The following is a 26,950-nucleotide window of genomic DNA, read 5'->3' as shown; positions in this document are numbered from 1 at the left end:
CAAGAGTCATGGTGTATTAATGATAAAGCATGTTATGACCTATTAGGTTAATATACACCTAAACCATAACATGCTTTAGCCACAGGGCGATAAAGCAACATTCTAAGGAGTGAAATTCGCACTGAGTTAGCGGAAATTCTCCATCATGCGATAGTAAAGCATACCAATTGCCATGCCTTGATTTCCCAACCATTCGCCGACGGGCAAACGGATCTGTTTCATGTTGGCAAATAGATCAAACTCTTTGTGTTGACCAATCACAGCAGCGGCCATGATCTCACCCATGATGTGCGAGGTCGCCACGCCGTGACCAGAATAACCTTGGCAGTAAAATACATTGTTAGACACTTTACCTAGCTGGGGAATACGGTTGACCACAATACCCGCCATACCGGTCCAATCAAACTCGATTTCAATCCCCTTAAGCTGCGGGAAGGTGCGCTCAAGCGCCGGACGAAGTTCTGCCGCGACATCTTTTGAATCGCGGCCAGAATAATTGGTACCACCACCAAACATTAAGCGATTATCGGCGGTCATGCGGTAATAGTCGAGTACAAAACGGCTGTCATACACGGCGACATCATGAGGATTGAGCTGCTTAGCAAGTGCGGGATCAAGCTTAATCGTGGCGCAGTTACCTAGGGAGGCAGGAAACAACAAGCCACTTAATTTTTTACGCGCCAATTTATGGTAAGCATTACCCGCCAAGACCACGCTATTGGCTGTAATTTGCCCTTGTGCGGTTTTCACCACGGGCCGATCGCCGTCAATAATATCCAGCACAGCTGAGTGCTCAAAGATCAGCGCGCCATTGGCCTCGGCCGCCCTCGCCTCACCAATACACAAATTAACTGAGTGCAGATGCATATTGCGCTTATTAAGTAAGCCCCCATGATACAGCGGCGTATCGAGGTACTCGGGAATATCGTCTTTTGATAACAGTTTAAGCTCATCCCCCATGCCCCGGCGCACACCTTCATCAAAGGTCGCCTGCATCTCGCTCATATGAGCAGGTTTATAGGCGGTATGCAGATGACCCAGTTTTAGATCGCAATGGATATTGTATTTTGCCACCCGGTTTTTGATGATCTCATGACCGCGCCAGCGCAGATCCCACACGAAATCCTCTGCTTCACTGCCGATTTGATTACGCAGTTGCTTCGTCATCGCCGCGTCGCCAGATAGACTGCCAGTGACCTGACCGCCATTACGTCCAGTTGCGCCCCAACCGATTTTATTTGCCTCAACAATGGCGACTTTGTAGCCTTGCTCCGACAACTCAACGGCAGTGGCAACGCCAGTAAAACCGCCACCAATAATGACGACATCAACATCAAGCTCGCCTTGTAATGATTGATAGTCAGTTTCTTGGTTTATGGTGGCGTTATAATAGGAATTGCAGCGCGGTAATGACATGAAGGCTCCCTAAGTTGCTCGGCTAAAGCTTTGTTTTATATTTTTTACAAAGGTGTGTGTTATTTGAGTATATAGAAGTTCAAACACGGGTCAACAACAAAGAAATGAATCAAACGCATCGTTAAAATGAGATGCGTTATCTAAGATAAGAGTCTATAAAATCATTTAGCTAAGGCTGAAACTAAAAAGGCTATTGAGCCTGCCAACGACACTCAATACTGGTACAGCCTTCGTATTGCAGCTGTAGCGTGAACACCTCTTCAGCGTTAATCACCCCAACCCCTTTTGGCGTACCTGTCATCACAATATCGCCATCATTGAGGGTCATAAACTCGCTGATTTCTCGATAGATAATATCGGGTTTATGGATCATCAAACCAATATCACCTTGTTGACGCAGAGTACCATCCACATGCAGGGTAAAGGCTAGTTGCTGGCTATCTTGGGCAATACTCACGAACTCGCTAAATAGCGCCGAGCCATCGAATCCCTTAGCACGCTCCCAAGGTAAGCCTTTTGCTTTTAACTCACTTTGCAATTGCCTTTTAGTGAGATCAAGCCCCAGCCCCACGGCGGAAAAACGGCCAGCTGCCACCATAAAACAGAGTTCGGCTTCATAGTGCAGCGGTTCTTGGTGATAACTCCTCAGCACTGAGGATATAGCCGAATTGGGTTTAACAAATAACACCATCTGCTCGGGAACCTCATTATTAAGTTCGGCGATATGCTCGGCATAATTACGACCCACACAAACAATCTTACTAGGGATGATGGACTTGCCATCACATATTACGTGATTCAAATGAGGCTCCTAAATATGAACTATTTATTTGACTAAACTCGAGATCAGCGCTCGCAGCGCTGCGGGTTTTATCATCTTCGCCATGTAGTGATAGCCACGCAGACGCACGTCGTCAACTATCTCTTTGCGAGTATTGGCGGTGATCAAAATCCCCGGCAAGTGCTCACCATACAAGGCGCGGATCCCATCCATGGCATCGACCCCATTTTGGTCGTTATCTAGATGATAATCCGCTAAGACGATATCCGGGGCGACCCCCTTGAGGCCCAGCTTAATACGGGCATCAGCCAGATCGCTGGCGCAAATGACTTCACATTGCCAACGACTCAGTAAACTTTCTAGCCCTGCTAAAATCGCCTCTTCGTTATCGATACACAGCACTTTGACCCCAGCTAATGGCTGCATGATTAAATTAGAACGTTTAGGGGCGGTCACATGGCTGGCATCACCTAATGGCACGGTTATCGAAAACATTGAGCCTTGGCCCAAAGTCGATACTACCTTGATATCATGTTTGAGCACTCGCGCAATTCTATCGGCAATCGCGAGGCCTAAACCTAAGCCACTGACGCTGTTACTCTGTGGATTATCGAGTCGTTTAAATTCCTTAAAAATTTCGCTCAGCTCATTGTCGTCAATACCGCAGCCGGTATCGATCACTTGGATCTCGAGTCCGCCGGGTCGATGACGACAACCGAACAACACTCGATTCCCCTTGGCGTAACGGTAAGCATTGGTTAAAAAGTTTTGTAACACACGACGTAATAGGCTTAAATCTGAATGAATGATGACGCTACTGGGCACCATGGCAAACTGTATCGAATAATCTTTGGCCATGGCGTCAAACTCCACCGCCAAGCCTTCGAGTAATTCAGCCACCGAAAAGTCGCGTAACTTGACATCAACCGTGCCCGAATCCAACTTGGAGATATCCAGTAGATCGGTAAGCAACTCACCCGCAATTTTAAGCGAGCTATTCACATGTGACAGTGTGGTGCGCCCCTCATGATCTAAATTAGGATACTGAGCCAGCGAAGCGGTAAACAAGCGCGCCGCATTTAATGGCTGCATGAGATCATGACCCACCGCCGCCAAAAAGCGGCTTTTCGATGCATTGGCGTTTTCCTCTTGCGCCTTAGCCTCGAGCAACTGGCTATTAAGCAGCGCCAGTTCGTAGGTTCGCTCGTTGACCCGGGCTTCGAGCGTTTCGTTCACCTCTTGCAGCGCCTTGGCCTGCGCTCGGTATTGGGTAATATCGGTAAAGGTCATGACAAAGCCGCCGCTGGGCATAGGGTTGCCCTGAATTTTAATGACTTTGCCATCTTTGCGCTCGCGCTCAGACACATGCGCTGTCCCATTGCGCATATGTTGTACCCGTTTTGCCACTTGCGACTCAATATCGCCCTCGCCGCAAAAACCTCGCTCGGCATTAAAGCGCACCACATCGGCGATTGGCATACCTTGCTGTAAAAAGTCTTCGGGGTAGTCATACAACTCGGCATATTTGTAGTTCCATGCCACTAAATTAAGCTCTTTATCAACCACACTCATCCCTTCATAGGCATGTTCGATGGCGCCGCGTAACATATCTTGGCTTAAGATAATTTTTGACGAGGCTTCATCGACAAGATTAAACACCTCATCAAGGGCCAAGTCACGCCCTTGCAGCACCGAATCCATCACCAATGAAGCACTCGAGCCGCCCAAGACGCCCGCTAACATATGCTCGGTATGGGCAATTAACTCCGGAGAGGCGACCTTATGCCAACTGTCGCTGCGCACCGCCGTTTCAGAAAAGCGTGAAAAACTCTCATACGCACGAGTGGGACTGACAAAACGACTGGCCAAAATCAGTAAGTCTTGCTGTGAGATAGGAGACGCTTTGCGCCCCGTGCTATTTTTAAGTTGACCGGGAGTCACAAATGCACTGGCCTGAATACGCTCAGCGACGCCGGCCCTAAACCAGATAGAGCCAAGCACATAACAAGCTAAGTTGGCCAGTAAGGCGGTCAGAACATCGCGGACATTAGGATTAATCGATTCGAGCAGGGTAAAGTCGCCACTAAAGACCCCATCAACCCCGCCCATACCTTGCAGCAAAATATAGCACCACAGGCCAAAGCCGACGATTAAGCCCAAGTAAACCCCGCTGCGATTACCGTGCTTCCAATACATCCCCCCAATAAGCGCAGGGCCAAGCTGAGCAAATGCGCCAAAGGACAACATGCCAAGCGCCGATAATGAGTCACTGTCCATTAAGGCTAAAAAACTAAAATAGCCGAGCAATAAGATAAGGATGATGGCGATACGCCGTGCATTGAGTAAAAACTGGGAAAATTGACTGAAGTTTTTTTGTCGAATTTTACCCGAACGCAATAATAGCGGCACGAGCCATTCGTTACTGACCATCACGCTGATGGTCACCACCGCCACAATTAGCATACCGGTAGCCGCCGATAAGGTGCCTAATAGGGCAATGACTGCGACAACCGGTTGATCGAGCACCAATGGTAAATTAATCACATAAGTATCGGCAGAGACACTGTCGCCCAACACTAACTTGCCAGCCAACGCCAGCGGCCCTACAAACAGGCCAAATAACACTAAATATAATGGAAACAACCACCGCGCTTTGAGCAAGGTTTTTTCATCGGCACATTCAACCATCATCACGTGAAATTGGCGCGGCATACATAAAAATGCCGCCATCCCAACCAAGAGCTGCGGCATCATCTGCTCGATACGCAGGTTAGGATGATTGATCAAATCGGCCGTTTTAGCTTGTTGCCAAATATCGGTAAAACCATCAAAAAAACCGAAGCTTATCACCACACCCACTAATAAAAAGGCGCCAAGTTTAACCAGCGACTCAAAGGCAATTGCCACCATGAGCCCAGGGTTATGTTCGGTAGCGTCCAGCTTACGGGTGCCAAATAAAATGGCAAAAATGGCCAACAGCGCGGTGACAATTAACGACACCCCGGCGCCATTATAAGGTGCATCCTCGGGTTGAAACAGGTTTAAGCTAAACACCATCGCTTTTAACTGCAGCGCGATATAGGGCATGATGCCGAACAAGGCAATCAGGGTGACGATAGCGGCAATGGTTTGCGACTTGCCATAACGGGCGGCAATAAAATCGGCCACTGAGGTAATATTTTGCGCCTTGGAGACAATCACCATTTTACGCAATAGGCCAAAGCCTAAGGTAAACACCAAGATTGGCCCTAAAAAAATAGGCAGGAAAGACCACATATCTTGCGCGGCCTGGCCCACAGTGCCCAAAAAACTCCATGACGAGCAATAGACCCCTAGGCTGAGGCCGTAAATCCAGTTCTGCATTTTTTTGGTGATACGACCAAACCAACGCTCTGCCGCCCAAGCCAATAAAAACAGCAATGACACGTATAAAATGGCGATAACACCGACAATTAGGGTCAGATTCATCGATTTTCCAGTTCTTTTAATTATTCTGCAGCAAATACTAGCGTAAATATGGCGAGAATATAATCACAACAGATTAAAATTAAAGGATATTTTTTTACTAGACCAAGGTCTAATGGAGTGAAAGTGCCGAAGCAATCCATACTTTGCCCACGCACAATAAGATACTAAAGGAAGTCAGATGAGCAACCAGTCTCTCTACAAAGTTCCAAGCGAAATCGCTAACCACGCCAACATTAACGAAGAACAATATAAAAAAATGTATCAGGAATCAGTAGTTAATCCTGAAGGTTTTTGGAGAGAGCATGGTCAACGTATCGATTGGATAAAGCCATACACTAAAATTAAGAAAACCTCTTTTGACGATCATAACCTGTCAATTAACTGGTTTTATGACGGTACATTAAACGCATCAGCCAACTGCCTGGACCGCCATCTAGCCCAAAATGCCGATAAAGTGGCCATCATCTGGGAAGGTGATGACGCCGCCGACCAACGCCAAGTAACCTATGGCGAACTGCATAAAGAAGTGTGTAAATTTGCTAACGCACTGCGCGGCCAAGGCGTGCGTCGTGGCGATGTGGTCACGGTTTATATGCCTATGGTGCCAGAAGCGGCAGTGGTCATGCTGGCCTGTGCACGTATCGGTGCGGTGCACTCTGTGGTATTTGGCGGGTTCTCGCCCGACTCAATCGCATCTCGTGTCATTGATGGTAAATCCAAAGTGATTGTCACCGCCGATGAAGGACTTCGCGGCGGACGAGCCATTCCACTTAAAGCCAACATAGATGAAGCCCTATCTCATCCTGATGTGACCTGCGTTGAAAAAGTGATTGTCTATGAGCGCACTGGCAGTGATATTAACTGGGTTGAAGGCCGAGATATTAAATGGCAAGCCGTGATGGAAACAGCGTCTGAGCATTGTCTTCCTGAAGAGATGGGCGCTGAAGATCCGCTATTTTTACTCTACACCTCTGGCTCGACCGGTAACCCCAAAGGTGTGTTACACACCACTGGTGGGTATATGGTTTATGCCTCGATGACACACGAGTATATATTTGATTATAAAGACGGTGAAGTCTATTGGTGTACAGCCGATGTGGGTTGGATCACGGGTCATTCCTATATGGTCTACGGTCCGTTAGCTAACGGCGCCACAGTGCTTATTCATGAAGGGATCCCAAATTACCCAAGCCCTGCTCGACTCGGTGAGATGATTGACCGCCATAAGGTCAATATTCTTTACACTGCACCGACGCTCATTCGTGCCTTGATGGCCGAAGGTAAAGAGCAATTTGCCGCATTTGATGGCAGCTCATTGCGCATTATGGGATCTGTGGGTGAGCCGATTAACCCAGAGGCATGGCGCTGGTACCATGAAGTCATTGGTCATGAGCGCTGCCCTATTGTCGATACTTGGTGGCAAACCGAAACTGGCGGGATTTTAATCAGCCCGCTGCCCGGCGCGACCGACACTAAACCGGGTTCGGCAACCCGACCTTTTTTTGGCGTGCAACCGGCACTAGTGGATAACATGGGTAATATTATCGACGGTGCTGCCGAAGGCAACTTAGTGATACTCGATTCATGGCCAGGACAGATGCGTACCGTCTATGGCGACCACGATCGCTTTGCCTTGACCTATTTTAAAACGTTCCGCGGCATGTACTTTACCGGTGACGGTGCCCGCCGTGACGAAGATGGCTACTACTGGATAACGGGTCGCGTCGATGATGTGATCAACGTATCGGGTCATCGCTTGGGCACAGCGGAAGTCGAGAGTGCGCTCGTGGCACACGAGTTAGTCGCCGAAGCCGCAGTGGTGGGTTACCCGCACGACATTAAAGGCCAAGGGATTTATGCCTATGTGACGCTCACTAAAGGCTCGACGCCCAGTGAAGAATTACGTCAGGCCTTACGTCAGTGGGTTCGTAAAGAAATTGGTGCCTTAGCCACTCCAGACTTAATTCAATGGGCTGACGGCTTACCTAAGACACGTTCGGGTAAGATCATGCGCCGCTTCTTGCGCAAAATTGCGGCCAACGAAGTGACCAACTTAGGTGATTCATCTACCTTGGCCGATCCAGCGGTTATCGACACCTTGATTGAAAGCCGCTTAAATCGCAGTGAATAACCATAGCTTAGCTGTCTGCTATGGCGTATTTCATGCTAAGCCATGATTGACCTGACTAGCCCCTCTTGAGGGGCTTTTTTTATCTGATATAGAGCGTCGCGGGTCGACTCAACCTTGGCACATTGCTATCCTGTTAGCTTTGTAGCCTCAGCGATAGCGACATAAGCACAGCGTGAAATTACGAGATTATCAACAGCAAGCCGTCGACGCCGCGGTGAGCCATTTTAGGCGCAGCCAAGACACTGCAGTGTTAGTCCTCCCAACTGGTGCTGGCAAAAGTATTGTAATAGCCGAACTAGCGCGCATTGCTCGCGGGCGCATTCTTATCCTCACCCATGTTAAAGAGTTAGTGGCCCAAAATGCTGAGAAAGTTGGCCTATTAACCCAAGAGGCCAGCATCTACTCCGCCGGATTAAAACAAAAATCAACGGCCAATAAGACCGTTGTCGCCAGCATTCAATCTGCCGTGAAAAATCCGGCGCAGTTTAATGAGCCCTATTCACTGGTGATCATCGACGAATGTCACCGCGTCACTGCCGATAAAGATAGCCAATATCAACAGTTGCTAACGCACCTGAGAGCACAAAATGCTCAACTGAAACTGCTAGGCCTAACCGCGACCCCCTATCGGCTCGACTCCGGCTGGATCTATCGTCACCATTATCACGGTAAAATGGGAAATGATGATAAGCCCGCTTTTGAGCAGTGTATTTTTGAACTGCCAATGCGTCCCTTAATCAAACAAGGATTTTTAACCCCCCCTAAACTGTTTGATGGTTTATCCGCTCAATATGACTTTAGCGAACTACAAGCCAGCGATAGTGGTGAGTATCGTGAAAAAGAGGTCAATGCTTTACTCCATGTATCAGGGCGAGCGACTCAAGCAATCGTGACTCAGATAATGCAGTTATCACAACATAAGCAAGGCACCATTATTTTCGCAGCAACGATTAGGCATGCGGAGGAGATAATGACATTGTTAGCCGATGAACCCGCAGGACTCATCACGGCAACGACAACAGCACAAGATCGCGATAAAATCATCGAGCACTTCAAACTGCGGCAGTTAAAATACTTAGTTAATGTTGCGGTACTTACCACAGGCTTTGACGCCCCCCATGTTGATCTCATTGCCATTTTACGGCCTACCGCATCGGTGAGCTTATTTCAGCAAATGGTTGGGCGTGGGCTGCGAATTTGTGAGGGAAAAACAGATTGCTTGGTGATTGACTATGCTGCTAACGGTTTCGACCTCTTTTTCCCTGAGGTTGGTCAAGTCAAACCCAACAGCAAAAGCGTCCCTGTACAGGTGCACTGCCCTGTGTGTCACTTTGCCAATATCTTCTGGGGCCTAGTCGACGATGAGGGTGATTTAGTTGAGCATTTTGGTCGTCGATGCCAAGCCGTAGTCGAAACTGAACAAGGCAAGGTGCAATGTGATTTTCGTTTTCGATCAAAATCTTGTCCTAACTGCGGCGAAGAAAACGATATTGCAGCCAAAATCTGCCAACATTGCGATCACATGCTAGTGGATCCAGATAAACGCTTAAAAGAGGTGTTACAACAAAAGCATCACCACCTGTTTCGCTGCCAAGAGATGCTATTAGAGTCGCACAACAATAAGCTCAGGGTGCGTTACCTGGATATTGACGGCAATGACTTTAATTGCTATTTCAAGTTCGACACTCCCGCACAAATTAGGGCCTTTTACGCCATATTTGTGCACCAACATACTCGTACACCTGGTTGTAAACCACCTAAGTTCACTACCATTGAGCAGGTTATTGCTGCCAGAGACACCTTTAGAGCGCCAGATCTATTACTGCTCAAAAAAAGTAAAAAAGGCTGGGACTTACTGGAACGATTTTTCGACTACCAAGGACGATTTCACACCGAAAAACGCTTTGCTTGATACAGAATATGCAATCGAATCTTAGCTATGGTATAAAGTCTCGAATTATTTTTTCAGGAGTTTATATGTTTGTTGTAATTTTTGGCCGCCCAGGCTGTCCATACTGCGTTAGAGCCGTTCAGTTATCAGAGCAACTTGTTGAAGCTCGTGATGATTTTAAATTCAAGTATGTAGATATCCATGCAGAAGGGATCAGCAAAGCCGATCTTGAAAAAACCGTTGGAAAGCCAGTTGAAACAGTGCCGCAGATCTTTGTTGATCAGGTTCACGTTGGTGGTTGCACTGAATTTGAACAGTACGTACGTGATAACAAATTACTCTAATTTGTTTATTCTTAATCGATTAAGTAATAATTGAGGAGGCTTAGGCCTCCTTAGTTATTTAATTCGCCAGTTATGAATTCAACATGTAATTCAACCATCAAAAATACCATCTTCTTTTTCTACTTATGAATTATCACGTCTCTAACCGTGAGCTGTATGTACCATCAACATTTAAGCAATCATGCTGATTAAATATTGCGTATTGATGTAATTTGACTTAATTGGGAGTTACAGTTGATAAATGGGGGCATACTAAGCTAAGTGGTTTATTCTAAGACTTTGGCGATATTGATCCATTTCATAAATTTACAAAAATTGGATTAGAATATAGAGGAAAAGTGAATATAGAAAGATTGGTGGGTCGTGAAGGATTCGAACCTTCGACCAATTGGTTAAAAGCCAACTGCTCTACCGACTGAGCTAACGACCCATCTGGTGTCTACTTGTTTAACCACCTGCAGAGAAAGTGGTGGGTCGTGAAGGATTCGAACCTTCGACCAATTGGTTAAAAGCCAACTGCTCTACCGACTGAGCTAACGACCCATCTGAAGTCTACTTATTTAACCACCTGCAGAGAAAGTGGTGGGTCGTGAAGGATTCGAACCTTCGACCAATTGGTTAAAAGCCAACTGCTCTACCGACTGAGCTAACGACCCATCTGGTGTCTACTTATTTAACCACCTGCAGAGAAAGTGGTGGGTCGTGAAGGATTCGAACCTTCGACCAATTGGTTAAAAGCCAACTGCTCTACCGACTGAGCTAACGACCCATCTGGTATCTACTTGTTTAACCACCTGCAGAGAAAGTGGTGGGTCGTGAAGGATTCGAACCTTCGACCAATTGGTTAAAAGCCAACTGCTCTACCGACTGAGCTAACGACCCATCTAAGTGATGATAATGTGAATTAACCGTCATCAATGGTTAAAAGCCAACTGCCCTGTTCTCTATCAAAAATAGCGACTGAGCTAACGACCCATCTGGTATCTACTTGTTTAACCACCTGCAGAGAAAGTGGTGGGTCGTGAAGGATTCGAACCTTCGACCAATTGGTTAAAAGCCAACTGCTCTACCGACTGAGCTAACGACCCATCTAAGTGATGATAATGTGAATTAACCGTCATCAATGGTTAAAAGCCAACTGCCCTGTTCTCTATCAAAAATAGCGACTGAGCTAACGACCCATCTGGTATCTACTTGTTTAACCACCTGCAGAAAAAGTGGTGGGTCGTGAAGGATTCGAACCTTCGACCAATTGGTTAAAAGCCAACTGCTCTACCGACTGAGCTAACGACCCATCTGGCGTCTACTTGTTTAACCACCTGCAGAAAAAGTGGTGGGTCGTGAAGGATTCGAACCTTCGACCAATTGGTTAAAAGCCAACTGCTCTACCGACTGAGCTAACGACCCATTTTTACAACTAAACCTTTTTGATTTAGCGCCCTTGCGACTACGCCGCTTTGAGGGCGCCTATAATACCTTTTTCATCTTCTCATGCAAGTGCAAATTTCTCATTTCTTTTCGTTTGCATGAAAAACAAACTAAGGGTATGTTTTTTAGTTAAATAGAGATTAAAGACCCGCCAGTTGTTGTGTAGCGATTCTAGCCGCAGCACTATTAGCATATTCATTGATCACTTGCTGATAGTAACGCTTGGCAGTTGCATTGTCTGACTGCTTTTGTGCAATCATCCCCAGCTTAACCAAGCTATCACCACGCTTGTTTGAATCTTTAAACTGTTTAACTACGGTATCAAATGCTTGAGTCGCTTCTGCAAATTCACCTTTATTATATAACAATTGGCCGAGCCAGTAGTTCGCGTTAGCTGCGTACGTAGAACTCGGATACTGCTTTATAAAACTTCTAAATGCAGGGATAGCCTCATCATATTGACGCTGTTTAAGCACCAAATTAACCGCCTGCTCGTAAGAAGCGGTTTCGCCTAACGACGAGCTAGTTTCTGATGCGACTGGAGTAGCCGTATTTACCACCGATTTAGCACTGCTGAGCTTTGCAATATCATCATAAAGCTGACGTTGACGCTGTAATATCTGATTTATCTGATAATTTTGCTGTTCAGTCAACCCGCGTAAATCTAATACTTCTTGTTGCAAGGTATCGAGTCGTTGCTGTGTTTCAAACTCAGCAGCCTGTTTTGCCTTGAGCATACGCTCTAGACGAGCCACCCTATCATTAGAAGCACCACCAGCAATATCTTCAACCGGCGCTGGTGCGGCAGTCGCCACACCAACACTCATCAGAATTGCCGCGGTAAGTACGGCATTTTTCATATGTATCCCTGTTAACATCCGTTATTAGTAAACTAATACTGCGCGACGGTTTTTGCCAAATCCCGCATCTGTACGAGAGAAATCAAGTGGCTTTTCTTCACCGTAACTTACAATACTCATTTGACTAGGTGAAACACCCATGCTTTGTAAGTACTTAGCAACTGCTTTAGCGCGACGCTCACCTAGGGCGATATTGTACTCAGGCGTACCACGCTCATCGGCATGGCCTTCAATCATGACGCGCACATTAGGATGTTCAACTAAGTATTCGCCGTGGGCATTAAGCACTTCAGAAAACTCTGAAGAAACCGAGCTTCTATCAAAATCGAAATAGATGATGTGCTCTTTACGCAACTCTTGATACTTAAGACGTTGCTGCTCTTCAGGGGTTAAAATAGGTGCCACACCGCCGGTTTCAACACCACCAGTCGTCATTTCGCTACCGTTATTACCACCCATTGAGCTGCTCGCATCTGTTTCTGACTCAGATGTAGTACTACACGCACTCATTGCCATAACGGGAACGGCAACCAACATCGCCTTAAAAAGCTTATTCAAATTCATTTTACATCCTTAATCTTTTTCGAGATTGATATTATAAAAAAGGTGACCAAGCTGGAGATTTCACTTCCCCTTGACCAACTGGCAGTCGAGCCTTAAATCGGCCATCCATAGAGACCGCCGCTAAAACTTGTTTTCCTTGATAAGTTGTGCCGTAAATGACCATAGTGCCATTAGGGGCAACACTGGGTGACTCATCTAAACGCGTCGAAGTCAGCACTTGCATAAAGCGTGTTTCTAAATCCATGCGCGCAATATTAAACTTACCGTTAGTACGGTTAACAAAGACCATACTGCGGCCATCAGGAGAAATAGAGCCACCTAAATTCCATTCACCTTCAAAGGTTAATCTTGAAACTTTACCCGAAGCCAGCGTCACTTGATAGAGCTGCGGACGCCCACCTCGTTCAGAGGTGAAAATTATCGACTCCCCATCAGGCGTCCATGACGCTTCAGTATCTATAGCGTAATGGTTAGTGACACGCTTAATGGCTTTTGAAGTGATATCAACTACATAAATTTCAGGCTGACCATCTTTAGACAAGGTAACTGCTAATTTTTTGCCGTCAGGCGAAAATGAAGGGGCACCATTAATCCCAGGAAAACTCGTCACCTTAGTACGTGACTGAGAATAAATGTCTTGCACAAATATTTCAGCTTTCTTGTTTTCAAAGCTGACATAAGCCAACCTGCGTCCATCAGAAGACCAGGAAGGCGACATTAAGGGCTCAGGTGAGCGCAATAACATCTGTTCGTTATAACCATCATAATCGGCAATCATCAGTTTGTAGGGCGATTTATCTTGATGATCAACTACCACGTAGGCGATACGGGTTAAAAACGCGCCACGGATCCCGGTCAGTTTCTCATAAACAATGTCGCTGATCCTGTGACCATATTGTCTAAACTGAGCGGCACTTATGACCGTTTCACGGCTATCGATCACGTAGTCAACTGCCGATGAAGGGCCGCCTGACTGCATTTGCGCCTTAACCAAATCGATGAGTTCAAAGTTCACTAAATATTGGTCTGGCCCATAAGGCTTTATTGAACCCAGCACCACAGCCTCTGCGCCAACACCCGACCAAGCCCTGGAATTAAAATCTGCTGCAGAACTGATATTACGCTGCGGTAGACCAAGTTCGTCCAAGGGTTTGAATGTGCCACTGCGGGTCAGATCCGACATCACCACATCCGATATTTGTGAAGGCATAGGCGTCGTTCCTTGCCAAACAAACGGCACGACTGCTATAGGACGCGCCGCATCAACCCCTTCGGTGATAACAATATCCAGTGCAGCCTTGACAGGCGCTGTACATATCAACAGCCCTAAAATTAGCCATTTTGTCAAAATCTTCATGAAGCCCCTTTAATTAAATTCCGGTTGAACGGTCAAATTAATCTCTTTTAACTTATTATAAACGTCAGCCTCAGGCGATACAGGTAAACGCCCCGCCTTATTAATAGCCGCTTTAGTGGCGCGGCAAACTACAGGGTCACCCGATAAAATCTCATTGGCGGTAACAAAACCATCCTTTGCTAGTCGAATAAATATGCGACAACTTTTGCCGCGCATCGACTCATCCACCACTAAGTTGCGCTGAATAGTCGCTCGGATCATCGAAGTATAACGCTGCACTTCTGTCGTCACCTGTTTATTACGAGTCTGCGATAATGCCGCTTGCTCGGCCGCTAAAGCCTCTTGCATCATGCGCTCTTGCTCTAAACGTGCTTGTTCTTCAGCTTTACGTTTACGCTCAGCTTCCTCTTTACGCTTACGTTCGTCTGCCGCTTTCTTCGCCGCGGCTTCCTCCTGTTTACGCTTAGCCTCAGCCTTCGCTGCCGCATCTTCAGCGGCTTTTCGCTCTGCTTCTTTCTGTTTACGCTGCGCTTCTGCTTGCGCCGCTTTCTCTTTTTCTTGCTGCTCTTTTAACTTGGCAGCCTTCGCCGCCGCAGCTGCATTTTGAGTTTCTATCTCTTTCTGTTTACGTTGTTGTTCAAGTTTCTTTATTTGTGCCTGCTCACGCTCTCGAGCTTGTTTAGCCTCACGAGCTCTGCGTTCAAGTTCTTCCTGACGTGCTTGCTCTTTACGCTCAGCTTCTCTCTTGTCTGCCTTAAGCTTTTCAACGTGTTGTGCCACCTTTTGTTGGTCGACCACCACAGCTTGCACTGCCGGGGCACTGACTTGAGGAACCACTTTAGGTTTCTCGTCAAAATTAACCCCCATCGCTACAACGATAAGCACGCCAATATGAATACTGGCCGAAATAACAAGAGGTAAAGTAAAATCTGATTTAGCTGCCACCCATTACTCCTCTGGTGAATCTGTCATCAGGCCAACAGATGGTACGCCAGCCTGTTGCAAGGACACCATTAGCTGAATCACTTTTTCATAGGCAATACTGCGATCGGCTTTAACCACCACCGGACGCTCTGGCTCTAGCTGAATAATGGCACCGACCCTTACCGCCAGCTCCTCCAAATCTAATACTTCCTTCGAGCTACTCGAACCCACATCAAGGTAATAATCACCATTAGCATCGATAGAGGCGACCACGGGAGGCTTACTGTCTGCAGGCAAAGTCTCAGCTTGTCCTTGTGGTAAGTCAACTTTTACCCCTTGAGTAACGATGGGCGCCGTGACCATAAAAATAATCAACAAGACCAACATCACGTCGATATAAGGCACAACGTTGATCTCAGCGACAGGCCGGCGTCGTTTACGCTGATAACCTTGTTGCATTAGACCACTTCCTTCTCGCTATAAGCTTGGCGATGTAAAATACTGGAAAACTCTTCCATAAAATTGGCATAAGACATCTCTATCTTATCCACTTGAGTCGAAAATCGGTTGTAGGCGATCACAGCAGGAATGGCAGCAAATAGACCCATTGCGGTCGCAATCAATGCCTCAGCAATCCCAGGAGCAACCATAGCAAGCGTGGCGTTTTCAACCGCACCTAGCGCGATAAAAGAGTTCATGATCCCCCACACGGTACCAAATAGGCCAATATAGGGGCTGGTTGAGCCTATGGTAGCCAATAAGGGTAAATGGGTCTCTAGCTTTTCAAGTTCGCGCGACAATGCCACGCGCATGGCACGATAGCTGCCGTCCATCACCGCACTAGGGACTTTACCATTAAGGTTATTCAGTCGAGCATACTCTTTAAAACCACTGTAAAACAGGGCTTCTAAGCCGCTATTGCTGTCTTGACGCGCTGAGAGTTCTTTATAGAGTTTATTTAAATCGACACCAGACCAAAATTTATCTTCAAACTTGAGTGCGCGTTCTCTAGCCGTGGTCAGTAAACGCCGACGCTGAATAATCACTGCCCAGGAAACAATTGATAACGCTAATAGCGTCAACATCACAAACTTGACTAACAAACTGGCTTGTAAAAACAGCCCAATAAAGGAAATATCAGCTTCCACTCTTAAACTCCTGAACAATGTTTTGCGGAATCGCTCTTGGTCTCATGCGAGACAAAGCTATGCAGGCAACCAGAATATGACCTTCGCAGTACAACTTGCCTGAAGCATCAAGCAACCGTTGACGAAATAATAACGAAGCCTTTTTCAACTCTATAACTTCGGTTTCAACCACAAGGTCCTGCTCAAATCGAGCGGCTACTTTAAAGTCCAACTCCGCCTTTTTAACCACAAAGGCAATATCATCGGCAAGTAATTGAGTCTGTTTCACGCCGATGTGTTTAAGCCACTCGGTGCGAGCGCGCTCGAAAAAGTTGAGGTAATTGGAGTGGTAAACCACTCCCCCTGCATCAGTATCTTCGTAATAAACAGAAATAGGCCATCGAAACATAAATAATGATCGCCAAACATTAGCTAAAATAGAGGCCTACTATACCTACAGCGTAGGCAATTGTGAATGGTTCAGGCACTATCAGTAAGCAGTTACTTCATAAAATTTTGTTAATAAAAAAGGGAAGTTATTCACTTCCCTTTTAAAGTTTCTATCATAGCGAGTCAGTTATCAGCCAATCTTAGCTGGAACAGTTAAACCAAAACTGTGCCAAAGGAAACTGTAGATATCGGCAAATTCATCGATCTTCATTGCTGTGGGTTTACCCGCCCCATGACCAGCTTTAGATTCGATACGCATAATAATTGGCGCATCGCCTGTTTGACGGTCTTGCAGCAGTGCACCAAATTTAAAGCTATGCAGTGGCACTACACGATCGTCATGATCGGCTGTCATCACCATTGTGGCCGGATATTCACGCTCGGTAATATTATGGTAAGGCGAATAAGCGAGTAGCGCGGGGAATTGCTCAGCGACATCGGCGCTGCCATATTCACTGGTCCACGCCCAACCGATAGTAAATTTGTGGAATCTCAGCATGTCTAAAACGCCGACTGCAGGTAACACTGCGGCAAACAGATCAGGACGTTGAGTTAACGCGGCCCCCATCAACAAACCACCGTTACTGCGACCATAAGCGCCTAATTTAGTACTATTGGTGTAATTGTTGTCAATAAGGTACTGCGCCGCAGCATAGTAATCGTCAAACACATTTTGTTTCTTATCAAACATGCCTGCTTGATGCCAACTTTCACCGTATTCGGCACCGCCACGAAGATTAGGCACAGCATAAATACCGCCCATATCCATCCAAGCGATATTCGCTGGGCTAAAACGCGGTGTTAATGAAATAGCAAATCCGCCATAGGCATACAATAAGGTGGGGTTATTACCATCGAGTGTTAATCCCTTCTTATGAGAAACCATCATAGGGACACGGGTGCCATCTTTACTGGTGTAGAACACTTGCTCTGACACATAGTCATCGGGGTTAAACGAGACCTCTGGTTTAGCGAACAGACTAGATTGACCCGTTTTAAAATCAAACTTGTAAGTGGTCTGTGGCTGCACGTAACTATTAAAGGTGTAATAGAAATAGTCTTTGCTTCGCTTGCCATAAGGGCCGGCAATTTTCCCTTTACCGGGCAAGTCTACATCCTGACGCTTGGCACCCTCCATACTGAAAATAGATAACTGACCTAATACATCATGTAAGTAGCTGACCACTAAATGATCGTTAATGATTGCTACGCTCGCAATAGGATCGCTTGATTCAGCAATCACCGTCTTCCAATTTGCTTTGGCCGGACGCTTCACATCAATGGCAATCACTTTGCCATTAGGCGCGTCTAAATCGGTCTTAAAATAGAACACAGATTTATCATTGCCCAAGAAGCTATATTCGGCTTCAAGCTCAACAATCAATTCAACCACCGGAGCATTGTGTTCGGTTAACGACTTATAGAAGAAACGATTGCGACTGTCGGTACCTTGTGAAATCGAGATCAACAGGTAATCGCCCTGCTCCGATACTTCGGCGCCAAATCCCCAATCTTTATTCTGGGGACGCTCATAGATCAACACATCTTGAGATTGATCTGTACCTAATTTGTGATAGTAGACTTTTTGGTTAAAGTTTACATCGGCAAGTAAGTTGCCGCCCGCTGGCGCATCATAACGAGAGTAATACACCCCTTGGTTATCTTTACTCCATTGCGCACTAGAAAATTTAATCCAATTGAGTTCATCAACCAGCTTTTTGCCACTGACGACATCAACAAACTGCCACTGTTGCCAGTCCGAACCTGATTTTGACACGCCATAGGCAATCGTTTTACCGTCACCACTAACAGACACACCGCTTAATGCCACGGTACCATCGGTTGAAAAACTATTGGGATCGAGAGCAACCTTTTCTTGACCATGCTTATCTTTAACATACAACACCGACTGCGCCTGCAGGCCATCGTTACGGTAATAATAAGTGTAATCGCCATGCTCAGCTGGCGCGGTCACTTTTTCATAATTCCACAGCTCAGTGATACGATCGACAATGGCCTGTTTATTTTCGAGTTGAGCAAGATAGTCATGACCAGCCTGTTGCTGCTGTTTTACCCAAGCTTGGGTCGCTTCACTGTCTTCTTCAAGGTAACGATAGGGGTCGGCTACTTCGACACCATGAAGTGTCTCGACCACGCCTTGGGTTGTCGTTGGCGTGTTATCAGTTTGAGATGCATTATACTGACAGCCGCTGAGCACTAGCCCAAACCCCGCTATCAACAGAAGGTGTTGCTTTGACAAAATCGTTTTAAGACTCATCTGTTGCCATCCTGAATATCTAGTTATTATTTATAATAAATTTGTGAGCAAAAGCTCATAACCACGTACTATACAAGTAAAATTAAACAGCGCAATAATATTAAAACAATCAACGATAGCGATACTCCAGTTAATTGTTAATAAAAAACCAACATGGATAAGTTAATTAAAACGTAAAATTATGCACATATTGTGCTTAATCAATCGCAGAAAGGCCAAATGAGTGCATCTAGTGCAATAACCATCACTACCAAGCATTAGAAATACTAATTCAAATTAGCAATTTTTCTCGCTTGCTGCTTTAGAGGGCTAATCCTATAATTCGCCTCGTTTTCAGGAAGTGTCTACCTACGTAGATTTGAAAACAAGAACTCTAAGCTTGTGTGTTGATACACGTAAGTTTTTCCCTGGTTCTTATGCTTGACTTCCTTCCTTCAATTTGTTGATTGCAATCTATTATTTGCGGCCCACTTAACTATATTAAGTGGGCTTTTTTTTTACCTGTAATAATGCCAATACAAATTTGCGGCAATAAAAAACCCAGCATTAGCTGGGTTTATCTGAATATTAGCCGCTACGCCTATAGTGGCTTACTCAACCTTATCACCACCCGGCGGTTACGCGCACGTTCTTCAATGGTGTCATTCGAGGCCACATGACGACGCTCACCATGGCCTTCGGTATGAATACGATCTTGTGGTATACCTGCCGATAAAAACAGATCTTTAAGTGAATTAGCCCGTGTTTCTGATACCTTAGCATTGATAGATCGGCCGCCATAGCTATCGGTATAGGCATCGATAAGTACTAACTCTACATCTTGATCGTAAGACAGGTATTGCTGCACTTTAGCAATTTGAGCCTTAGAGTACCTTGTTAACTCATTACCACCAAACTCATAGGTGAGTACAGTAAAGGCAATATCTTCAAAGCTATAGGGTAATAAATTAGCGAGACATGCACGAAAATCGGTATAGTTACGCGCAAAATTAGCGGCGGAAAGCCCTACAGCTACTTTACTAGAACGGTTATACCAATCTGCATAGTAAAATGTAGGCTGCATGCCGCGCTCTAATTCATTCAACATCGACCAAGCCGCATGTTTAGGCACTTCACCGCTAAAGTACTTCTGATAAGTCAGATCGGTTATCGGTTTTGACTGTACACCAGGACGCCATTCGGGGGCTGTGCTCATCAATTTTGCGTGCGTTACCTCATCAGGTTTTACCCACATATTAAGCGTAAAATTCAAATCATGATGTTTACCCGCGTAACTAGTAAAGATGGCCTTACCGTATGAAGGGATCTCATGTTCCAGTCGGCAGACAATCGGCGTGTTATCACTAATTCGCCACTGTGACTGCTCTAATGATGCCACATAATGGCGTAACTCAGCCTGAACTGTCAGTGACATCCCTAAGCTCAACCATAATGTAAAAATCAACGGCACCCTACTCAACATAGACAATCGCTCTCATTCATTGTGTTACTTAGGGCTATCGGCATGTTTTACTATTCCTTTAGCCTAGATATTAACCAATCAAACATGACAAGCTCAGGCTAGATACTTCATAATAGCGCTTGGCTAATTATTTGGATAATTTGATGAGCGATATGTGCGACGCTAATAAACTCAACCACCGTTTTCGGGGCTATTTCCCTGTGGTTATCGATGTAGAGACTGCTGGGTTCAATGCCCAGACCGATGCGTTGCTTGAAATTGCAGTGACTATGCTGAAAATGGACGATCAAGGTGTGTTAATGCTAGATAAAACGTTGCATTATCATATTGAGCCGTTTGAAGGCGCTAATCTTGAACCTGAAGCACTGGCATTTAACGGTATTGACCCATCTAACCCATTACGCGGTGCAGTATCAGAAAAAGAAGCCTTCTTAGAAATATTTAAAGAAGTAAAAAAAGCACAAAAAGCGTCCGGCTGCCACCGCAGCATCATAGTGGCTCACAATGCCGCCTTTGATCATGGTTTTGTCACCAAAGCAATTGAACGCAATGGGTTGAAACGCACGCCGTTTCATCCATTTGCCACCTTTGACACAGCAGCCTTATCGGGCCTTGCACTCGGACATACCGTGCTCGCTAGAGCCTGCGCTATCGCTGGAATTGATTTTGATAATAAAGAAGCGCACTCGGCACTGTATGACACAGAACGTACCGCCGAGCTTTTTTGCCATATCGTCAATAAATGGAAAGCCCTAGGCGGCTGGCCCTTGGAGTCTGCTGAAAATTCAGCACAGCAAGACAGTAGCAAGCAAAGTGAAGGGCAAACTGGTTGATAAGCTCACAGGCAAAATAGGTGAGCTGACGATGGAGTATACCTAAGACCAAGATAGCCTAAGGTCAAAATAGCATTAAAGCTAATAAAGCCGCATCTGTGGGGGATAACATAGCCCCATCACTTGCTAAAAACGTTTACTTTAGCAAGTCGCGAGAGAATAAAATACCATCAAGGTTATTTATCACGCCTTCAATTGGCTTAAGTGACAGAACCTATTTTGAACACAAAAAAGCCGCGATAATCGCGGCTTTTTGACTTACATACTATGACCCGAAAATTATAGTGAGTCAGCGTTGTCAGTCAGGTAAGAAGCTACGCCTTCTGGGCTTGCATTCATACCTTTGTCGCCTTTTTCCCAACCAGCAGGACAAACGTCACCGTGCTCTTCGTGGAACTGAAGTGCATCAACCATACGGATCATTTCGTCTACATTACGACCTAATGGAAGATCGTTAACCACTTGGTGACGTACTTGACCTTCTTTATCGATAAGGAAAGAACCACGGAAAGCCACGCCCGCTTCTGGATGCTCAACATCATATGCTTTACAGATCTCGTGCTTAACGTCAGCAACAAGTGTGTATTGAACTTGGCCAATACCACCTTTGTCTACCGGAGTGTTACGCCACGCGTTGTGAGTGAACTGAGAATCGATAGAAACACCGATAACTTCAACGCCACGCTTCTTGAACTCATCCATACGGTGATCGAAAGCGATCAGTTCAGATGGGCAAACGAAAGTGAAATCAAGTGGGTAGAAGAATACTACAGCTGTCTTACCTTTGATCGCTTCGCTTAGGTTAAAGCTATCTACGATTTCGCCATTACCAAGAACCGCTGCAGCAGTAAAATCAGGAGCCGGACGGCCTACTAATACACTCATTTTATATCTCCATCTATGGATTGAAAAAAGCTTTAGAACTATGAACTAAAAAGCATTATAGGCAGTCACCAGCGGGACACAAGCTATTTGGGATCATTGTCACCTTTTTTGAACAATTTGATTTCAGTTGCCCAATAACTGTCCGAGTCTAACACCAATGCCCACCTAGGGTTTACACTTACGCAGTAAACCTAGATACAGTTACATTACATCTCATTTTTTTTACAGATAAAATGCCGTTCGGCTGGACAAATAGCATGCTTGCGGTCGAAAATAGTCCCCACTTAAAACACAAAAGCCAGAAAATATATGAATGCAGTAGTTATTGCAGTTTGCTTGATGCTGGGGCTCAGCCTTGCAAGAGTACACGTTGTTATCGCGCTCACCATCAGTGCGCTTGTTGCAGGCTTAGTGGGTGGTATGGATTTACAGCATACGGTCGATGCGTTTAATACCGGACTTGGCGGTGGTGCTCAAATCGCACTCAGTTATGCCTTATTAGGTGCCTTTGCCGTCGCCCTCTCGCATTCGGGTCTGACGACGCTAATTTCAACAAAAGTGATTACCCTACTGGGTCAAGAGCAAAATAGTCTTAATATCAATCGTGTACGCTGGTTACTGCTGCTTGCTCTATTAGCTATGGCCGTTTCTTCGCAAAATATTTTGCCAATCCATATTGCCTTTATTCCCATTTTGATCCCGCCACTACTGCACGTGATGTCTAAATTACGTTTAGATCGCCGTTTAGTGGCATGTGTATTGACCTTTGGGTTAGTCACCACTTATATGATCTTACCTATTGGCTTTGGCGGCATTTTTCTCAATGATATTTTGCTGTCTAACCTTAATAGCAATAATCTTGATGCTGTACGTGAACAGATCCCAACGGCCATGTTGATACCTGCGCTAGGGATGATTGTCGGCCTATTAGTCGCCACATTTATTAGCTACCGTAAGCCGCGTGAATACAAGCAAGAATTAGCATTAGTTGCCGAGCCAGAAGCCAACATTAATCGCCACAATATTTTGATTGCCCTTAGCGCCATATTGGCCACACTACTGGTGCAACTCTACACTGGCTCGATGATTTTTGGCGCACTCGTTGGCTTTATCATCTTCAGTTTTTCTGGGGCGCTTAAGCATGTCGCCGATCAAGATATCTTTAACCAAGGTGTGCGCATGATGGCCAACATAGGCTTTATCATGATATCGGCTGCAGGGTTCGCCGCGGTAGTCAAAGAGACGGGTGATGTGAGTACGTTAGTTGAATCACTTTCTTATTTGATTGGCGATAATAAGGCATTGGCGGCCTTCTTAATGTTAGTGGTTGGCTTATTGATCACCATGGGCATTGGCTCATCATTTTCAACCATCCCTATTATCGCTACCATTTATGTGCCACTGGCCATGAGCTTTGGCTTTTCGGTTGCCGCAACGATTGCACTGGTAGGTACCGCTGCAGCATTAGGCGACGCGGGCTCACCAGCCTCAGACTCAACCTTAGGCCCCACTGCGGGTCTTAATGCCGATGGTCAACACGACCATATTCGTGACAGCGTCATTCCAACGTTCATTCACTATAATATCCCGTTACTGGTCTTCGGTTGGATTGCCGCCATGGTGTTGTGATCTTAATGTCATCACTCCGATACAAAAAGGCAGCCACTTGGCTAATGCCAGTCAGTTAAGCTGATTGGCATTTTTCTTTTTATGGGGATATTTGCTTGGTTTTGACTTTATAGCCCTTGGGTACACCCTATCTTCTCGTTTCGTTGGTAGCTCGAAGTTACCTAGCATTTCTATCAGTTGCTCGTAATGTTTGGGTAAATTTCCTGGGCTCATCAGTGGTAATCTTGCTAGGTAACTTAGTATCGTACTCGCACAATTACTGAAGCTGAGGCGATTGGCCCATATTCCTTTTCTTGATGCGGCCTCAGTCATTGCTTGACGCATCAGGTTGTAGCCAAGTAGTAAGCCCCAAAGTTCCTGTTCTACCATCTCTGATTTTTTACTTCTTAGCGTATACTCGCTGTTTAGTAGGGTTTGTTTCATCTCTCTGTAGCCAAGCTCTATTTCCCATCGATGATTATATAACTCAACGATGTCAGCACTTGGAAAGCGTAATGGGTCGACCATTGAGGTTAATACCTGATGCGTCTTACCTTTTATTGATTTTGTCACCAGCCTCGCTTCTATATGCGTCGGTAGCGCTGGGTTTTGTTGTCTGGCTTGGGCGGTTATTGCCAATTTCACCTGTTTATCTAACCGGCCATTTGAGTGTAAAACCTCGTACTGAAGCCCCTTTCTCGCAGGGATTAACCAGTGCCGCTCTTCACCACCTAGTTGCCATTGATGTAGCAAGTTTAAGGAGTAAAAACCTTTATCGAACATCGTGAGACTATGGTCTGGAGTTGACTGTATGAGCGCTTCTGCTAGCTTCATTTCACTCGTTTTATAACCATCAAACGCGCTATTTATCAGTTGATGGCTAGTGAGCTCCATATGACACACCATACGAACCTGAGGAAATGAGGTGTCACCATGTTGATTTGATGGTGAGCCAAAAGCATTACGATTATCAGCGGTGTCTTGAGTGCGCCAGACTACACCATCAACGGCTAATAAATTCAGTCCACACCATGTCTCAAATTGAGTGTTGCTATAGTAATGTTTTGCCATCATTTGAAAGGCATTTTTCATACTCTGCACACCTAACCTCTGGCGCCCTTGAACAAGAGCACTGGGGGCAATGAGCTTCTTTTTACCTGGTAGCATCAACTCCATATGAGTCGCAAGCTCCCATACAGACTGTTGTCGGTAAAAACTCATACCAATGACAGACCACATAACTGCATCAAGGGGTAAGCGACGTTTTCTTACTGTGGCGACCCCCGCAGTTTCAAAGGCTTGCTGGATGATGTTTTCATCCAATAAGTGATTAAGATTGGTAAAAGCTGTGGCTTCTTGGTGGTATTCAAAAGCGGTGCAGAAAGCTTGTTCTAAAGACATAAAAAAATCCAATATCATTTCTGATATTGGATTTTGAAGCCTTTTAAAGATCGGTCAACTGATCGTTTATATGCTTAACTGATCAGCATTAGCCACTTGGCTGCCTTTTCGCTAACTAAGATACACCCATACCAATGGCGCTTAGAAAGTGTAACCCACACTGACCATATAAACCCATGGATCGATATCTGTTTCAATCGTCACAGGAGCATCACCTAGATTAAATTTAACATCTGTGCTGATTTGTGCATACCAAACAGAGGCGTTTACCAGCCAGTTTTTATTCACTTGATAATCAAGACCTACCTGAGCTGCTAAGCCCCATGAGTTACTAAGGCTTAGATCAGTCAAAGCACCATCCAAATCATTGGTAAAATCATTGTCGAAGAAGTTGGTGAAGTTAACACCTGCACCAATGTATGGACGTAACTTTGATTGAGCCGAACCGAAATAGTACTGTGCGACTAAAGTTGGTGGAAGATGCTTGGTCTCGGCAATTTTACCGACACCATCTAAAGAAACATCATGACTAAAGGGTGTTGCCGCTAACAACTCAACCCCAATATTATCGGTCAGCATGTAACCAAAATTAAGCCCCAACTGGGTATCATCGCTTACTTTAAACTCACCAAAGCCTGCCACATCCTGACTAGATTCATTTGGTGCAACCATAACCGCACCAGCACGCACAATAATATCACCAGCTTGGTGAGCAGAAACCGCAGCACTAAATCCGCCTGTAAGTAGGGTGGCGGCAACAAGACCTGAAACGAGAGACTTTTTCATCATACTACTCCATTAATACAATTGTATATTGAGATTGTTATTAGCAATTTGCTTACATTTGCAGTCATCCTGCCAGCTGCAACCTTGCTACATATTGATCTATGTCAACAAAATAAATAACACCGTCATTTCAAGTGCGCACCAGTGACACGGATCACACCCACTAAACAAACATTGATAATACCCCTTTAAAATGAGTGACCTAGATCAAACAGGCGAATTAACCTCACCTCAAAGTGAAATAAAAAATGGGCTTAACCCAACAGGTTGAAAGTAACTTGGCGTTAACATTTCGTGTTGCCAATTGGTTCGTATCCGATAGTAAAAGGGTGCATGTCAAATTAACTAAAATGCACTGAGAAACGATTAAGCAACTTGTCAAAGACTTATCAACATTTTTAATAAGCGCTCATTAAGCCAACCTAATTTATTGAGCTAATTTTTAGGAATAAAAAAGGAGCCGAAGCTCCGTTTTTGATTACATATATGTTAAGACAACACGCCTAGCATGAGTTAACGGCCGCTCACTGGCTTCATAATCACTTCCGTGGTGTATTTACCATTATTGATCACCGGAAACTTATCGTATGTTTGAAAGATCACCATACCGTTATAACGGATCATAGCAACGACCCCATAATTGATGCTGCTATCAATAGTATCCGCAGCAAAGGTAAATTTAAATGGCACAGGTACCTTAGCAATATTAAATGACTTCTGCGCCACAATAACCCCTGGTGTATCAAGATCGATAACTGCAATGGTAATAGCACTGCCTTGAGGCAACGCTATGCGCTCTAGATAACCTGCAGCCCCATTAACAATCACTGGCGGCTCGGGCTCAACGGTAACGCAAGCACTAAGTAACAATAAACAAAACAGTGCAATAAACCCTTTTACTTTACCTTTCATGATGTGCATCCCATTAACTCACTATAAAAACTATCTCAAACCAC

Annotated in this window: 21 protein-coding genes and 8 tRNA genes; 5 read left to right on the top strand and 24 right to left on the bottom strand. The window is 45.4% G+C overall.

Annotated elements, in window-relative coordinates:
- Positions 1-126 precede the first annotated feature (126 nt).
- The 3 genes from AC5YBZ_RS06785 to AC5YBZ_RS06775 all read right to left on the bottom strand — a co-directional run bounded on the left by AC5YBZ_RS06785 (position 127) and on the right by AC5YBZ_RS06775 (position 5,665).
- Positions 127-1,416 carry an NAD(P)/FAD-dependent oxidoreductase gene (locus AC5YBZ_RS06785; RefSeq protein WP_494524648.1) on the bottom strand — a complete coding sequence of 430 codons (1,290 nt, stop codon included), beginning with the start codon at positions 1,414-1,416 and terminating at the stop codon, positions 127-129.
- Positions 1,417-1,606: 190 nt separating this feature from the next.
- Positions 1,607-2,218 carry a fumarylacetoacetate hydrolase family protein gene (locus AC5YBZ_RS06780; protein ID WP_494524647.1) on the bottom strand — a complete coding sequence of 204 codons (612 nt, stop codon included), beginning with the start codon at positions 2,216-2,218 and terminating at the stop codon, positions 1,607-1,609.
- 24 nt (positions 2,219-2,242) lie between these two features.
- Positions 2,243-5,665, bottom strand: a complete 3,423-nt coding sequence (locus AC5YBZ_RS06775; RefSeq protein WP_494543599.1) for a hybrid sensor histidine kinase/response regulator — start codon at positions 5,663-5,665, stop codon at positions 2,243-2,245.
- Between the two features lie 178 nt (positions 5,666-5,843).
- Between AC5YBZ_RS06775 and acs the strand changes: the two genes are divergently transcribed.
- From acs to AC5YBZ_RS06760, 3 genes are all read left to right on the top strand, one after another.
- A complete protein-coding gene (gene acs, locus AC5YBZ_RS06770) occupies positions 5,844-7,796 on the top strand; it encodes an acetate--CoA ligase (protein ID WP_494524645.1) in 1,953 nt (650 codons plus the stop codon).
- A gap of 172 nt (positions 7,797-7,968) precedes the next feature.
- Positions 7,969-9,708 carry a DNA repair helicase RadD gene (radD, locus tag AC5YBZ_RS06765; protein ID WP_494519479.1) on the top strand — a complete coding sequence of 580 codons (1,740 nt, stop codon included), beginning with the start codon at positions 7,969-7,971 and terminating at the stop codon, positions 9,706-9,708.
- A gap of 65 nt (positions 9,709-9,773) precedes the next feature.
- Entirely contained in the window at positions 9,774-10,031 is a 258-nt protein-coding gene (locus AC5YBZ_RS06760) for a GrxA family glutaredoxin (protein ID WP_494519480.1), read from the top strand.
- A 354-nt stretch (positions 10,032-10,385) separates the two neighbouring features.
- Here the strand turns inward: AC5YBZ_RS06760 and AC5YBZ_RS06755 are convergent.
- The 17 genes from AC5YBZ_RS06755 to AC5YBZ_RS06675 all read right to left on the bottom strand — a co-directional run bounded on the left by AC5YBZ_RS06755 (position 10,386) and on the right by AC5YBZ_RS06675 (position 20,433).
- Positions 10,386-10,461, bottom strand: a tRNA-Lys gene (locus tag AC5YBZ_RS06755).
- A gap of 37 nt (positions 10,462-10,498) precedes the next feature.
- Positions 10,499-10,574: transfer RNA gene (locus AC5YBZ_RS06750), tRNA-Lys, on the bottom strand.
- Positions 10,575-10,611: 37 nt separating this feature from the next.
- A tRNA-Lys gene (locus AC5YBZ_RS06745) sits at positions 10,612-10,687 on the bottom strand.
- A 37-nt stretch (positions 10,688-10,724) separates the two neighbouring features.
- A tRNA-Lys gene (locus AC5YBZ_RS06740) sits at positions 10,725-10,800 on the bottom strand.
- Positions 10,801-10,837: 37 nt separating this feature from the next.
- A tRNA-Lys gene (locus AC5YBZ_RS06735) sits at positions 10,838-10,913 on the bottom strand.
- A 130-nt stretch (positions 10,914-11,043) separates the two neighbouring features.
- Positions 11,044-11,119 (bottom strand) — tRNA-Lys (locus AC5YBZ_RS06730).
- A gap of 130 nt (positions 11,120-11,249) precedes the next feature.
- A tRNA-Lys gene (locus AC5YBZ_RS06725) sits at positions 11,250-11,325 on the bottom strand.
- A 37-nt stretch (positions 11,326-11,362) separates the two neighbouring features.
- Positions 11,363-11,438, bottom strand: a tRNA-Lys gene (locus AC5YBZ_RS06720).
- 161 nt (positions 11,439-11,599) lie between these two features.
- A complete protein-coding gene (ybgF, locus tag AC5YBZ_RS06715) occupies positions 11,600-12,319 on the bottom strand; it encodes a tol-pal system protein YbgF (RefSeq protein WP_494543598.1) in 720 nt (239 codons plus the stop codon).
- A 24-nt stretch (positions 12,320-12,343) separates the two neighbouring features.
- Positions 12,344-12,883, bottom strand: coding sequence for a peptidoglycan-associated lipoprotein Pal (gene pal, locus AC5YBZ_RS06710; protein ID WP_494519482.1), 540 nt, complete (start codon positions 12,881-12,883; stop codon positions 12,344-12,346).
- 31 nt (positions 12,884-12,914) lie between these two features.
- The gene (gene tolB, locus AC5YBZ_RS06705; RefSeq protein ID WP_494519483.1) at positions 12,915-14,240 is read right to left on the bottom strand and encodes a Tol-Pal system beta propeller repeat protein TolB; all 1,326 of its coding nucleotides are present in this window, start codon (positions 14,238-14,240) and stop codon (positions 12,915-12,917) included.
- 9 nt (positions 14,241-14,249) lie between these two features.
- On the bottom strand, positions 14,250-15,185 hold the full coding sequence (gene tolA, locus AC5YBZ_RS06700) for a cell envelope integrity protein TolA (protein ID WP_494519484.1): 936 nt from the start codon (positions 15,183-15,185) through the stop codon (positions 14,250-14,252).
- A gap of 3 nt (positions 15,186-15,188) precedes the next feature.
- Positions 15,189-15,623 carry a protein TolR gene (gene tolR, locus AC5YBZ_RS06695; protein ID WP_494519485.1) on the bottom strand — a complete coding sequence of 145 codons (435 nt, stop codon included), beginning with the start codon at positions 15,621-15,623 and terminating at the stop codon, positions 15,189-15,191.
- Entirely contained in the window at positions 15,623-16,312 is a 690-nt protein-coding gene (tolQ, locus tag AC5YBZ_RS06690) for a protein TolQ (protein ID WP_494524643.1), read from the bottom strand. The genes tolR and tolQ overlap by 1 nt, the downstream gene beginning before the upstream one ends.
- Positions 16,302-16,700, bottom strand: coding sequence for a tol-pal system-associated acyl-CoA thioesterase (ybgC, locus tag AC5YBZ_RS06685; protein WP_494519487.1), 399 nt, complete (start codon positions 16,698-16,700; stop codon positions 16,302-16,304). Before ybgC ends, tolQ begins: the two co-directional genes overlap by 11 nt.
- A gap of 171 nt (positions 16,701-16,871) precedes the next feature.
- Entirely contained in the window at positions 16,872-19,019 is a 2,148-nt protein-coding gene (locus tag AC5YBZ_RS06680) for a prolyl oligopeptidase family serine peptidase (protein ID WP_494519488.1), read from the bottom strand.
- Between the two features lie 580 nt (positions 19,020-19,599).
- Positions 19,600-20,433, bottom strand: coding sequence for a flagellar protein MotY (locus tag AC5YBZ_RS06675; RefSeq protein WP_494543597.1), 834 nt, complete (start codon positions 20,431-20,433; stop codon positions 19,600-19,602).
- A 191-nt stretch (positions 20,434-20,624) separates the two neighbouring features.
- Between AC5YBZ_RS06675 and rnt the strand changes: the two genes are divergently transcribed.
- Positions 20,625-21,314, top strand: coding sequence for a ribonuclease T (rnt, locus tag AC5YBZ_RS06670; protein ID WP_494519490.1), 690 nt, complete (start codon positions 20,625-20,627; stop codon positions 21,312-21,314).
- A gap of 279 nt (positions 21,315-21,593) precedes the next feature.
- Here rnt and AC5YBZ_RS06665 read toward each other — a convergent pair whose 3' ends face one another.
- Positions 21,594-22,199 (bottom strand): peroxiredoxin, encoded by a 606-nt coding sequence (locus tag AC5YBZ_RS06665; RefSeq protein WP_494519491.1) that lies wholly within the window; start codon positions 22,197-22,199, stop codon positions 21,594-21,596.
- A gap of 309 nt (positions 22,200-22,508) precedes the next feature.
- Here AC5YBZ_RS06665 and AC5YBZ_RS06660 point away from each other — a divergent pair, with 309 nt between their 5' ends.
- Positions 22,509-23,828: a Na+/H+ antiporter family protein gene (locus AC5YBZ_RS06660; RefSeq protein WP_494543596.1), complete on the top strand. Its 1,320-nt coding sequence runs from the start codon at positions 22,509-22,511 to the stop codon at positions 23,826-23,828.
- Positions 23,829-23,879: 51 nt separating this feature from the next.
- Here the strand turns inward: AC5YBZ_RS06660 and AC5YBZ_RS06655 are convergent, their stop codons facing one another.
- From AC5YBZ_RS06655 to AC5YBZ_RS06645, 3 genes are all read right to left on the bottom strand, one after another.
- The gene (locus tag AC5YBZ_RS06655) at positions 23,880-25,208 is read right to left on the bottom strand and encodes an IS4 family transposase (protein ID WP_494518922.1); all 1,329 of its coding nucleotides are present in this window, start codon (positions 25,206-25,208) and stop codon (positions 23,880-23,882) included.
- A 141-nt stretch (positions 25,209-25,349) separates the two neighbouring features.
- Complete coding sequence (gene ompW, locus AC5YBZ_RS06650; protein WP_494519493.1) at positions 25,350-25,997, bottom strand: outer membrane protein OmpW; 648 nt, start codon at positions 25,995-25,997, stop codon at positions 25,350-25,352.
- Between the two features lie 510 nt (positions 25,998-26,507).
- Complete coding sequence (locus AC5YBZ_RS06645) at positions 26,508-26,906, bottom strand: YbaY family lipoprotein (protein WP_494519494.1); 399 nt, start codon at positions 26,904-26,906, stop codon at positions 26,508-26,510.
- Positions 26,907-26,950: the final 44 nt, after the last annotated feature.

The organism is Shewanella sp. 553 (genome assembly GCF_059338375.1).
The sequence above is the reverse complement of the archived record's forward strand: the minus strand, read 5'-3'. Positions and strand labels throughout refer to the sequence as shown.

What these genes read in the sequence shown, in the direction of transcription:
- AC5YBZ_RS06785 (WP_494524648.1), bottom strand. Translation starts at nt 1,416, where the DNA reads ATGTCATTACCGCGCTGCAATTCCTATTATAACGCCACCATAAACCAA.
- AC5YBZ_RS06775 (WP_494543599.1), bottom strand. Translation starts at nt 5,665, where the DNA reads ATGAATCTGACCCTAATTGTCGGTGTTATCGCCATTTTATACGTGTCA.
- acs (WP_494524645.1), top strand. Translation starts at nt 5,844, where the DNA reads ATGAGCAACCAGTCTCTCTACAAAGTTCCAAGCGAAATCGCTAACCAC.
- AC5YBZ_RS06760 (WP_494519480.1), top strand. Translation starts at nt 9,774, where the DNA reads ATGTTTGTTGTAATTTTTGGCCGCCCAGGCTGTCCATACTGCGTTAGA.
- ybgF (WP_494543598.1), bottom strand. Translation starts at nt 12,319, where the DNA reads ATGAAAAATGCCGTACTTACCGCGGCAATTCTGATGAGTGTTGGTGTG.
- pal (WP_494519482.1), bottom strand. Translation starts at nt 12,883, where the DNA reads ATGAATTTGAATAAGCTTTTTAAGGCGATGTTGGTTGCCGTTCCCGTT.
- tolB (WP_494519483.1), bottom strand. Translation starts at nt 14,240, where the DNA reads ATGAAGATTTTGACAAAATGGCTAATTTTAGGGCTGTTGATATGTACA.
- tolR (WP_494519485.1), bottom strand. Translation starts at nt 15,623, where the DNA reads ATGCAACAAGGTTATCAGCGTAAACGACGCCGGCCTGTCGCTGAGATC.
- ybgC (WP_494519487.1), bottom strand. Translation starts at nt 16,700, where the DNA reads ATGTTTCGATGGCCTATTTCTGTTTATTACGAAGATACTGATGCAGGG.
- AC5YBZ_RS06680 (WP_494519488.1), bottom strand. Translation starts at nt 19,019, where the DNA reads ATGAGTCTTAAAACGATTTTGTCAAAGCAACACCTTCTGTTGATAGCG.
- AC5YBZ_RS06675 (WP_494543597.1), bottom strand. Translation starts at nt 20,433, where the DNA reads ATGTCACTGACAGTTCAGGCTGAGTTACGCCATTATGTGGCATCATTA.
- rnt (WP_494519490.1), top strand. Translation starts at nt 20,625, where the DNA reads ATGAGCGATATGTGCGACGCTAATAAACTCAACCACCGTTTTCGGGGC.
- AC5YBZ_RS06665 (WP_494519491.1), bottom strand. Translation starts at nt 22,199, where the DNA reads ATGAGTGTATTAGTAGGCCGTCCGGCTCCTGATTTTACTGCTGCAGCG.
- AC5YBZ_RS06660 (WP_494543596.1), top strand. Translation starts at nt 22,509, where the DNA reads ATGAATGCAGTAGTTATTGCAGTTTGCTTGATGCTGGGGCTCAGCCTT.
- AC5YBZ_RS06655 (WP_494518922.1), bottom strand. Translation starts at nt 25,208, where the DNA reads ATGTCTTTAGAACAAGCTTTCTGCACCGCTTTTGAATACCACCAAGAA.
- ompW (WP_494519493.1), bottom strand. Translation starts at nt 25,997, where the DNA reads ATGATGAAAAAGTCTCTCGTTTCAGGTCTTGTTGCCGCCACCCTACTT.
- AC5YBZ_RS06645 (WP_494519494.1), bottom strand. Translation starts at nt 26,906, where the DNA reads ATGAAAGGTAAAGTAAAAGGGTTTATTGCACTGTTTTGTTTATTGTTA.